This window comes from Gluconacetobacter sp., from assembly GCF_047721585.1.
In the GTDB taxonomy this organism is placed as follows: Bacteria; Pseudomonadota; Alphaproteobacteria; order Acetobacterales; family Acetobacteraceae; genus Gluconacetobacter; species Gluconacetobacter dulcium.
This window is the reverse complement of sequence record NZ_JBDNXE010000014.1, coordinates 39,267-50,181: the sequence shown is the minus strand read 5'-3', so window position 1 is coordinate 50,181 and position 10,915 is coordinate 39,267. Positions and strand designations below refer to the sequence as shown.

General features: G+C 59.8%; 8 protein-coding genes. 5 read left to right on the top strand and 3 right to left on the bottom strand.

The window, feature by feature from the left end; genetic code table 11:
• The first annotated feature begins 4 nt into the window (after positions 1-4).
• The 4 genes from ettA to ABF821_RS04875 all read left to right on the top strand — a co-directional run bounded on the left by ettA (position 5) and on the right by ABF821_RS04875 (position 4,425).
• Positions 5-1,684, top strand: coding sequence for an energy-dependent translational throttle protein EttA (ettA, locus tag ABF821_RS04890; protein WP_114725495.1), 1,680 nt, complete (start codon positions 5-7; stop codon positions 1,682-1,684).
• Between the two features lie 157 nt (positions 1,685-1,841).
• A complete protein-coding gene (locus ABF821_RS04885; RefSeq protein WP_114726007.1) occupies positions 1,842-2,396 on the top strand; it encodes a GNAT family N-acetyltransferase in 555 nt (184 codons plus the stop codon).
• A gap of 27 nt (positions 2,397-2,423) precedes the next feature.
• Positions 2,424-3,527: a LysR family transcriptional regulator gene (locus ABF821_RS04880; protein ID WP_246401452.1), complete on the top strand. Its 1,104-nt coding sequence runs from the start codon at positions 2,424-2,426 to the stop codon at positions 3,525-3,527.
• Between the two features lie 124 nt (positions 3,528-3,651).
• The gene (locus ABF821_RS04875; RefSeq protein WP_182973148.1) at positions 3,652-4,425 is read left to right on the top strand and encodes an SDR family oxidoreductase; all 774 of its coding nucleotides are present in this window, start codon (positions 3,652-3,654) and stop codon (positions 4,423-4,425) included.
• 84 nt (positions 4,426-4,509) lie between these two features.
• On the opposite strand, the gene ABF821_RS04870 is transcribed toward ABF821_RS04875, so the two are convergent.
• From ABF821_RS04870 to ABF821_RS04860, 3 genes are all read right to left on the bottom strand, one after another.
• Positions 4,510-5,454, bottom strand: coding sequence for a hydroxyacid dehydrogenase (locus tag ABF821_RS04870; RefSeq protein WP_182973149.1), 945 nt, complete (start codon positions 5,452-5,454; stop codon positions 4,510-4,512).
• Between the two features lie 13 nt (positions 5,455-5,467).
• Positions 5,468-6,760, bottom strand: coding sequence for a Zn-dependent hydrolase (locus ABF821_RS04865; protein WP_415529231.1), 1,293 nt, complete (start codon positions 6,758-6,760; stop codon positions 5,468-5,470).
• Between the two features lie 236 nt (positions 6,761-6,996).
• A complete protein-coding gene (locus ABF821_RS04860) occupies positions 6,997-7,416 on the bottom strand; it encodes a VOC family protein (protein ID WP_415529230.1) in 420 nt (139 codons plus the stop codon).
• A 454-nt stretch (positions 7,417-7,870) separates the two neighbouring features.
• Here ABF821_RS04860 and ABF821_RS04855 point away from each other — a divergent pair, with 454 nt between their 5' ends.
• On the top strand, positions 7,871-10,795 hold the full coding sequence (locus tag ABF821_RS04855; RefSeq protein WP_182973152.1) for a TonB-dependent receptor domain-containing protein: 2,925 nt from the start codon (positions 7,871-7,873) through the stop codon (positions 10,793-10,795).
• Positions 10,796-10,915 lie beyond the last annotated feature (120 nt).

Here is a 10,915-nt window from a genome sequence, read left to right as displayed (position 1 = left end):
CGTCATGGCCGCCACGCAATATGTCTATGTGATGAAGGACCTGACCAAGGCGTATCCGGGTGGGCGCGAGGTCTTCAAGGGCATTACCCTCTCCTTCCTGCCTGGGGTGAAGATCGGCGTGCTGGGCGTGAACGGCGCCGGTAAATCGACCCTGCTGAAGATCATGGCCGGGATCGAGAAGGAATATGGCGGCGAGGCCTGGGCCGCCGAAGGCACCCGGATCGGCTATCTGGAGCAGGAGCCCAAGCTCGACGAGTCCCTGACCGTCGGCGAGAACGTGGCGCTGGGCTTCGGCGACCTGAAAGTGGCGGTCGATCGCTTCAACGAAATTTCGATGCTGTTCGCCGAGCCGATGTCGGACGACGAAATGACCGCGCTGCTGGCCGAACAGGCCGAATTGCAGGAAAAGATCGATGCCGGCGACGGCTGGGAACTGGACCGCAAGATCGACATCGCGCTGGATGCGCTGCGCTGCCCGCCGGCCGACAGCCCGGTGACCAAGCTGTCGGGTGGTGAGCGCCGGCGCGTGGCGCTGTGCCGCCTGCTGCTGGAAAAGCCCGACCTGCTGCTGCTGGACGAACCGACCAACCATCTGGACGCCGAGAGCGTGGCGTGGCTGGAGCGGACCCTGCGCGACTACGAAGGCACGGTCATGATCATCACCCATGACCGTTACTTCCTGGACAACGTGACCAACTGGATTCTGGAACTGGAGCGGGGCCGTGGCTATCCGTTCCAGGGCAATTATTCCTCGTGGCTGACCCAGAAGCGCAAGCGTCTGGCCCAGGAGGAAAAAGAAGAGAGCGCCCGCCAGCGCGCCCTGGCCGCCGAACAGGAATGGATCGGCTCCAGCCCCAAGGCCCGGCAGGCCAAGAGCAAGTCGCGTATCGCCCGTTACGAGGAAATGCTGGCCCAGAATGCCGAGCGCGCGGGCGGCACGGCCGATATCGTCATTCCGCCCGGCCCGCGCCTGGGCGGCACGGTGATCGAGGCCGAGGATCTGCGCAAGGCGTTCGGCAACCGGCTGCTGATCGACGATCTCAGCTTCAAGCTGCCGCCGGGCGGCATCGTCGGCGTCATCGGGCCGAACGGCGCGGGCAAATCGACCCTGTTCCGCATGATCGTGGGCCAGGAACAGCCGGATTCCGGCACGCTGAAGGTCGGCGATACGGTCAAGCTGGGCTATGTGGACCAGTCGCGCGACAGCCTGGATGACAACAAGACGGTGTGGGAGGAAATCTCCGGCGGCACCGATGTCATCTATCTGGGCAAGCGGGCCGTGCCGTCGCGCGCCTATGTCGGCGCCTTCAACTTCAAGGGCGCGGACCAGCAGAAGAAGGTGGGCATCCTCTCGGGCGGTGAGCGCAACCGCGTGCATCTGGCCAAGATGCTGCGGCAGGAAAGCAACGTCATCCTGCTCGACGAACCGACCAACGATCTGGACGTCGACACACTGCGCGCGCTGGAAGACGCGCTGGCCGAATTCGCCGGCTGCGCCGTGATCATCAGCCATGATCGCTGGTTCCTCGACCGTCTGGCGACGCACATCCTGGCCTTCGAGGGCGACAGCCACGTCGAGTGGTTCGAGGGTAATTTCCAGGCCTACGAAGAGGACAAGCGACGCCGACTCGGCCCGGATGCGACCGAGCCGGGACGGATCAAATACCGCCCCCTGGCGCGCTGAATCGGCGGGGCGATGTACGTCCCGCGCTCTCGGCCCGGTTTCCGTGACGCGGCCGCCGCGCCGGGTTGACGGGCAGGACCCTGCCGGGACGCGGCATCTGCGCCGCGGCCCGTGGGGGCAGCCCGCCGACCGCGCCGCATGGGCGACCCATCCTCAGATTACGGGCGGGTCGATCCGCACGCCGCGTCTGGTGCTGGAACCGGTCTCGTGGCGGGACATGGACGAGATGGCCCGGCTGAAGGCCGATGCCGGGGCGTTCGGCATGATGCTGGGCGGCGTGCGCAGCCGCCAGCAGGCCGAGGCCGACATGGCCGACGACATGGCCTGCTGGGCGCGGCGCGGGGTCGGAATTTTCACGATTCGCGAGGACGGCCGCTTTATCGGCATGACCGGCCTGCATGAACGCCCCGACGGGCGCGGGCTGGGTCTGCGCTTCGCGCTCTGGCCATGGGCGGCCGGGCGCGGCCTGGCGCGCGAGGCGGCATCGGCGGCGTTGAGCTTCGCCCATGACGCGGGGATTCGCCGTGTGATGGCGGTGACGCGCGACACCAACATTGCCTCGCGCACCATCCTGGGTGGCATCGGCATGACCCAGTACGACAGTTTCGAACGCGATGGCCACCAGATGCTGGTCTATGAAAGCATCCGCGAGGTCGCGTCCGACCCGCTGCCGCCCTTGCCGCCCCGCCGCCCGGTCAGGCTGCCGGAATAGGCGGATCGGTCCGGGGACATTGTCCCGTTGGCGGGAAAGCCGAGCTGGCTGCTGCGGCGCAGACGGGAAGCCCAGCCACGGGACGTTTTCTGGATCCTTATCCTGCGCCGGAAAATACGGTTTTCCGGAAGCCGGGCGCGGGCGGATCATCCGGCATTTGAATTCTCCGGCCCGTCTGGTCATGCTGGTGGTCTTCTTGCGCGCATTTTATCGCCGCCGCCACCGCTGCCAGCTCGTGACGAATCCGTTTGGGGAAGAGTAATGGATATTCGGTTTCTCGAAAGCTTTCTGTCCGTCGTCGAACGTGGATCGATTGCCGATGCAGCCCGGCATCTGGGCATTACGCCGGCCGCCGTTTCCCAGCGTATCAAGGCCCTGGAGGATCAGATCCGGCAACCCTTGCTGACGCGGGCGGGGCGCACGGTCGTCCCGACATCGTCAGGGTGCGCGATATTGGACAAAAGTCGCGAAATCATTTCCTCCGTCACCGAACTCAAGCGCATTGCCGGCCATGACACTCTGGCTGGCAACCTCCATATCGGCGCGATATCGTCGGCCCTGACGGGGTTGTTGCCCTTGGCGCTAAATACGTTCTTCGCGGAAAATCCGAATGTCGAACTGCGGGTGACACCGGGGCAATCGTTGCAGCTCTATGATGATGTGTTCACGGGGCGCCTGGATGGCGCGGTCATTGTGGAACCCCCCTTTCCTGTCCCCAAGACATGCGGATGGATCAGGCTGCGTTCTGAACCCATGATCGTGCTGACATCCGAGAAATGCGAGATGACCGATCCAATCGAAGTACTGAAAAGTCACCTGTTCCTGCGCTACGACAGAAACCAGTGGGGCGGTCGCATTGTCGATAATTTCCTGCGTCAGCAAGGAATTGTTCCAAAGAGTGAGCTTGACATGGATGCGCTTGAGGCGATTAGCATCATGGTCAGCCACAATATCGGCGTTGCATTGTTGCCGGATTGGGCGCCCCCCTGGCCGTCAGGCTTGTCCGTACGCAAGCTGACCCTGCCTGACGATTGTCCGCAGCGTCATATCGGCTTTCTCTGGACGCTGTCATCGTCCAATAGCGATGCGATCCGTAAATTCAGGGAAAATATTGTGAGTTGCCAGTTTTGATGAACCGTTGCGTCGGTCACCGATAACCGGAGCGCGGAGGCAATAGGCATGACACCACCGATTATTATGACAGAATCGATAAATCTCTATATGAAGAAATGATCGTGATGAAATGGGGTGGAGAATGGATCTGGGTCTTGCGGGGCGTATTGCCTTGGTCATGGGATCGAGCCAGGGACTTGGCTATGCCTGCGCGGCGGGTCTTGCCCGTGAGGGCGCCCACGTCATCCTGACAGGCCGTCATCGCCTGTCGCTTGAAGCATCATGCGATGCCATCCGGGCCGAGGGAGGGCAGGCATCATGTCATGTCGTCGATTTTCAGTATATGAAGCATCTTGACGACATGAAAAAGGAAATAGCGGATGTGGACATTGTCGTGACGAATTGCGGCGGCCCGCCGCCGGGTGAGGCCGCGCGGATCGACGTGTCGGATCTGGAGCAATATTTCACGGCCATGGTGCGCGTGCCGATCGCCACAGTCGAAATGTATCTTCCAGCCATGCGTCAGAGGAAATTCGGAAGGATCATCAATATCGTCTCGTCCGGCGTCCTGCAGCCGATCGCCAACCTCTCACTCTCCAATACGCTGCGTCCCGCACTTGTCGGGTGGGCCAAGACCCTGTCGGCTGAAGTGGCGGCCGACGGTGTCACGGTCAATTCTGTCGTGCCGGGGCGGATTCATACCCGGCGGGTCGACAGTCTGAATGCCGCGGCGGCAGCGCGGCAGGGCCGGTCGGTTGAAGAGGTGTCCCGGGCCTCATGCGAGGCCATTCCGATGCAGCGTTACGGTGACCCGGCCGAATTCGCCGATATGGTGACCTTCCTGGCCAGCGCGCGCGCCAGTTATGTGACGGGGACGCTCATCCGCGTGGATGGGGGCTTGGTGAGGTCGGTCTGAAAGGCCGCCAGCAACGGCACCGGCGGTCCTTCGACCGCGCCTTTCTCAGGTCGGCGCACATTTCGGTCAGGCCCTGAGACGGTGCTACAGCCTGTGGGGCGGCTCGCGGCCGGACAGCACATCCAGCACCTGACGAGCACACGTCATCGCCGTACGAAACAGAGCTTCCGCTGTCGCGCCACCGATATGCGGTGAGAGAACGATGCGGTCGCACGTAAGGAGGGGGTCGGTCGCGGGGGGAGGTTCCAGCGGCAGAACGTCGAGTCCAGCTGCGCCGATCCGTCCATCTTCCAGTGCATCCAGAAAGGCCTGGCTATCGATGGCAGAGCCCCGACTGGTATTGATCAGGATGGTCTTCGGGCGCAGCGCCTCCGCAAATCGGGCATTGAAGACCGGCGGCGTGCCTGGGTCAGACGGCCTGTGCAGCGAAAGGATGTCGGAGGCACGGACGAGGGCGGGCAGGTCGCGTATGCGTTGGACATTCAGGTCGGAAAAGACATGGTCAGGTACGCTGGGCGACCAGGCATAAACCCTCATGCCGAAACCTTGTCCCGCTATTCGCGCGACATCCTGGGCCACCGCACCAAAGCCCACCAGACCGAGCGTGCGACCATGCAGTTCCAGGCCGCCACAATGATAGCGGAAGTCCCACTCGCCGGTGCGGACCGCCCTGTCGGCGTCGCAGAGACGTCGTGCGGCGGCGAGCATGAGTCCCATCGTCAGTTCGGCGACCGATCGGCTATTGGCGCTGGGGGTCCGCGTGACCACGATTCCCCGCGCATTTGCCTCGCTGATCGCGATGGTGTTCGTGCCTGCGCCGTGAGAGGCGATGATGCGCAATGCGGAGGCGACGCGGATCGCTTCGGCATTCAGGCCCAGATCGCGTGTAATGACGGCTTGCGCATCCCCTATTTCCGCCATCACGCTTTCCATACTGGCGTGTGACGCATACCGCACATCGACGCCATGATCGTGCAGAAATGCGACGGCGCGTTCATCTATGGGCTGGGTTATGAAACAGCATGCCATGACGGTATCTCGGTCAAGCGGCGGTGCTTCGCTTACGCAGTACGGCCTCCAGGACGGCACATCCTTTCATGAAATCAGAGAGTTCCATACTTTCCATTGGGTTGTGACTTCCGTGTTCGTTACGGACGAAGATCATCAAGGTCGGGATACCCTGCGTGGCGAATAAAGCGGTGTCGTGGCCCGCGCCGCTGGGCATGCAGATTGCCGGAATGCCCATGTTCGCGGTGCTGTCGATCGCGCTTTGCACGAGTGCGCCGTCCGATATCGACGGGGATGTGGATGTCTGTTGTCCAAGCGCGATGCGGACATGGCAGGTCTTTTCGATGAGCCTGGCCTGCTCATGAATGAATTCGTCGATCTGGCGCAGCAGGACGATGTCGCGCGACCGGACGTCGATCGAGAAATCGAGCCGGCCAGACACGGCGCTGAAATGCGCCAGATCGGCTTCGGTGTGGCAAACACCGAAGGTCAGGGTCATTTCCTGCCCGGCGTCCTCCCGTCGGATCCATTCCTGCTGGAGTGCCAGCATGAGTGTCGCGCCGGCGATGACGGCGTCGGAGCGATAGCTCCGCGGCGTTGCCCCGGAATGAGCATATTGCCCGTGAACGACCGCCGAGCGGTAGCGTATGCTGCCACAGATACCGTTGACGATACCGACGGGGCAATCGCGCTCCAGCAGGACCGGCCCCTGTTCGATATGGAGCTCAACGAAGCTGTCGATGGATTTTGGATCCAATGCCGCCACGGCAAAAGCATCTGGCTGGCCACCGGACTGGCGGATCATATCCCCCAGCATGCCGGCACCGTCATTGCGTCGGGTCGCCATATCGCTTTCGCTCAGCAGGCCGAAGGCCGCCTTGCTGCCGAGATAGGAAATGGGGAACCAGGCGCTTTCTTCCGCCCGGATCGCCATGACCGTCACATCGCGCTCCGGAACGAAGCCAGCCGCCGTCCACGACGCAAGGACAGTCAGCCCGGCCACCACGCCAGCGGCACCATCGTAATTTCCGCCGCCTGGTACGCTGTCCATGTGCGAGCCGGTCATGACGGCCGGTCGTGACCGATCGCGGCCCGGCAAGGTGACATAGAGATTGTTTGCCCAGTCCCGGCGGATTTCAAGGCCCAGTTTGTCCGCTGCGGCTTCGATCAAGTGATGCGCGGCGTTCTCGCCGGCACCATACGTCGCGCGCGTGATGCCCTGTCCATCGAATCCGATATCATGAAGTGCTGAAAAAAGTTGTTCAGGGAGTTGCCGGTCCAGAGCATGCGTTCCGTCGCCTGCCGAGTGATCTAGGGTCTGTTCCATCGACTTTCTCTTCCATGCTGCACTATTGGGGGCGGGGTCCAATGGTCCTGGCGGACGCACCACGTGGTGGCCCATGATCCTCGGTGCCCGCCTGATGACAAGAATCACCCTGCATTATCGTTTGACGACCCTCTTGTTCCGTCCGGGTGTTTCCACCCGAACGGGATCTGTCCCGGCAACACGCTTTCAGAGCGGTAGCGTCGCGCATATCCCCGTTCCGGTCGTGGCAGGCAGTGCTACTGTTTTGCAAAAAGCTGTCTCATGTCGGAGAATGCCTTGAATTCTATGGCATTGCCGGCTGGGTCAAGAAGGAACATCGTCGCCTGTTCACCCGGCAGGCCCTCAAAGCGGATCTGCGGCTCAATGATGAATTCGGTACCGCAAGCCGTCAGTTTCTGAGCCAGGGCCTTCCAGTCCTCCATGTCCAGAACGACACCGAAATGCGGGATATGTACTTCTTTTGCATCGACCAGCCCATGCCCGCTGCTTCTGGAAGCGTTCTCGATCTGATGGGCGACGATCTGGTGTCCGAAAAGATCGAAATCAATCCATGTATCGGAGCTTCTTCCTTCGGGGCACCCCAAGACCTTACCGTAAAAACGCCGGGCTGCCTCCAGGTTGTCAACTGGGAAAGCGAGATGGAACGGATTGGGCATGGTCATTTCCTCACGTTATGTCGTGCTTTCTGTCTCTTATGTCGCTGTCTATCGTCGGTTAAGCACGATTTTGTTTCTTGATGCCATAGAAAAAATATCGTTTTCTTTGAGCGAAGAAAGCATATCCGTCAACGCGGTCGGTATGGTCGCCATTTTATAATAACTAATTGTATTACAAATATTTTTCATTCCGATATAAGAATATTGTCCTCATGATGCAGCTGGACGATTGTCCTTGGGACATCGCGGATGAGAGTTTTCATAAGGTCAGAACATAGTTTTCGTTTCGTGTTGTTTCTATTCCGATATGATAACAAATAGGAAAGGCGGCCATGTCGGGATCGCATCGTCGGGAGGCGAGGAGCGTAGCGACCGGAATGACGAATGAGTAACCGGGCGCATAGGTGCGGAATCGGGTGATCATTCGGATGGAAGGTATGATTTGGAGGGGTTGATGATCATCACGAAAACAAGGTTCCGTCTCATGTGCGGCGTGTGCCTTCTTGCCACCTTAGGAGGCGGCGCGGCGCAGGCCGCATCGGATACGTCCGAGCGCAAGCCTGTGCCCGGCAAGGCGGTAGCGGCTAAAAAGCCCCTGAATGCATTGCCCAGCATGGACAAGGGCGCCAAGATCATGTCCCCGGCGCGTGGCGTGAAGGGCTCGGTGAATGTGGCCCCGCTCTCCCAGGCGGTGGAGCCCAGAGAAGCCGAAACCGTGGTCGTGACCGGGTCCTACCTTGGTGGCGCGCGCAATTCGGACCCCAATCCCGTCCAGACAGTCAAGGCCGCCGATATCCAGAACACCTCGGCAACGACCATCGGGGATTATCTGCTGCGGCTTCCGTCGATCGGCTCCACCGGTTCTTCCAACTCGAAATCGATTGCGGGAAACGGACTGTCATGCGTGGACCTGCGGAATCTGGGACAATCGCGCGTGCTTGTTCTTGTCGACGGCAAGAGGATGGTCCAGACGATGGGCACCTCCTCGTCCTGCGTGGATCTGAACGCCATTGCAACGGACCAGATCGCGTCGGTTGAAATTCTTAAGGACGGCGGTTCGGAACTCTATGGCGCGGATGCTGTCTCGGGCGTGCTCAATATTAAACTCAAGCACGATGTCAACGACGCGACGATTTCGGTGCGCGGCGGCATTACGGACGTTGGCGATGACCGGACGGGGCGCATTTCGGCGCACAAAGGCTTCAATTTCGATCATGATCGGGGCAATATTTCAGTTTTTGGCCAGTATTTGACGCAGGGTGGGACGTATCAGCGTGACCGTTCGTGGTCGCGTAATCCATCCAGCAACAATCCTGCACCGGGTGCGACCGCGATTTTCGGATCGTCCATCACGTCTCGAACCCGCGTCGATCCGAGCGGGATGAATCTGATCAGCAATAACGACGGTTCATTTTCGAAATACAATTCATCGGATAACTATAATTACGGTATGGACCAGACAATGGTGGGATACACCCAGTCTGGCAATTTGAATGGCGATTTTCATTACGATATCAATCGGCATATTACTATTTATAGCAACGTCAACTACGCCCATCGCTCGACGTCGGGCATCACCGGGCTTGGTGTGCCCGGTAGCGGCAATCCGCAATCCACCCTCCTTAGTTCCCTGACGCTGCCCGCGGACAATCCCTATAACGTCTGGGGGAAGAATGTCGGTCTCTACAAGCGTTTCGCCGAGCTGGGTCCGCGCGAGTTGAGCACTGCGGTTGATACCTATCAGGTAACCTCCGGCGCGCAGGGGCAGATTTATGGCAACTGGAAATACGACGTTTCCATGGCGTATGGTTCCAGCCAGTCCTCCTTCCAGACGACCAACGACATCAATTACGCCCATCTCCTTCAGGAACTGGGTGTCGAACAGATCAATCCGGGCAATTCTTCAAGCGCCATCGTCTATAATCCCTCTGTCTGTGCCAGTTCTGCGGGCTGCCAGTTGGTCAATCCCTTCATGCCCTGGTCCGGACAGGGCGCCCGCTATATCAGCTATACGCAGCACGGCCATGCGAACTACCAGCTCAGGGACTTCAATCTGAGGATCAACAACAACAAGCTTGTCAAACTGCCTTACCGGAATGGTGGCAATATCGGCCTGGCTTTTGGTATGGAACATCGCAGCGAGCAGGGTAGCTTCAGCCCCGATCCGCTGATTGCGGCCGGGCAGATCGCGGGTGAAAGCTCGGCATCGACGGGTGGCGGATTCAATGCCAATGAAGTCTATGGCGAGTTGCGCGTTCCTCTTCTGCAGAATGCCCGGCTTGCCAAGGATCTGACTGTCGGCGCGCAGGGCCGGTGGTCGTCCTACAATACGTTCGGATCGACAGAGAACTGGAAAACCAGCATCAACTGGGCGCCCACACGCGATATCCGTTTCCGGGCAACGCTCGGAACATCCTATCGCCAGCCGAGCATCTACGAACTGTATGGCGGCAATACCCTGGCCCTGACGTCGGCGATCGATCCCTGCTCGCAGGCCCGGACCTATGGCGCCCTCAGTTCCGCCGTCGTTCTGAACTGTGGCAAGGTTGGCGTCGATGCAAACCACTTTACATCCGCCTGGTCGGGGCAGCTTCCGGTTCTGTCCGGCGGCAACAGTTCGCTCAAACCCGAAGAGGGGCGCACCTATACATTTGGTACCGTCCTCACGCCGCGCTTTATCCCTGGATTGAATATATCGGTGGAGTATTGGCACTATACGATCAAGAACACCATCAACACGGTCAACCCACAATATATTCTCGATCAATGCTATGAGGGGCTGAATACGTCCTATTGTGGCAATATAGCGCCGCGCAGTTCCTCGGGGCAGATTACGCAGGTTTCGTCGGTCTATCAGAATCTCGGCGGTGTCAGGACCGGCGGCATCGACTTCGATGTCAGCTATCCCATCCACCTGACGATGGATGACACCCTCGTGATTTCCAATAACATGCAGGAGGTCATCAGCTACCAGCAGCAGAACAGCCCAGGTGGCCCGTGGCTTAATTATAATGGCCGGATGATCTATTCCGCCGGATATGGTTTCCCGCGCGTGAAGGATTACTTCGGAGCCAGCTGGTATCATGGGAACTTCAAAGTAACCTATATGATGAACTTCACGGGTGGCATGACGCTCAACAACGGTACCACGGATCTGACGGCCAAGACCAACTCGGTCTATCGGGTCAGTCCGATTACGTCGCACGACATTTCGGTCGGATATAATTTTGGCAAGTGGCATATGGATGGCGGGGTCAACAATCTATTCAACAAGGCTCCCCCCTATATCCCGACCGCCGTCTATAATACGGCTAGCGGCCTTTACGGTGAGGAAATGATCGGGCGCTATGTGTGGTTGCAGGCCGGCGTGACGTTCTGACGTCACGGGTGGCGCGCATGCGGCCGCATGGCGACGGACGCGATGTTCATCATGTTTTCCCAGCCATGCCGGTCGAGCATATGGCGGCCGGCAGCTTGGGAAAAAGACCAGCGATAGGTC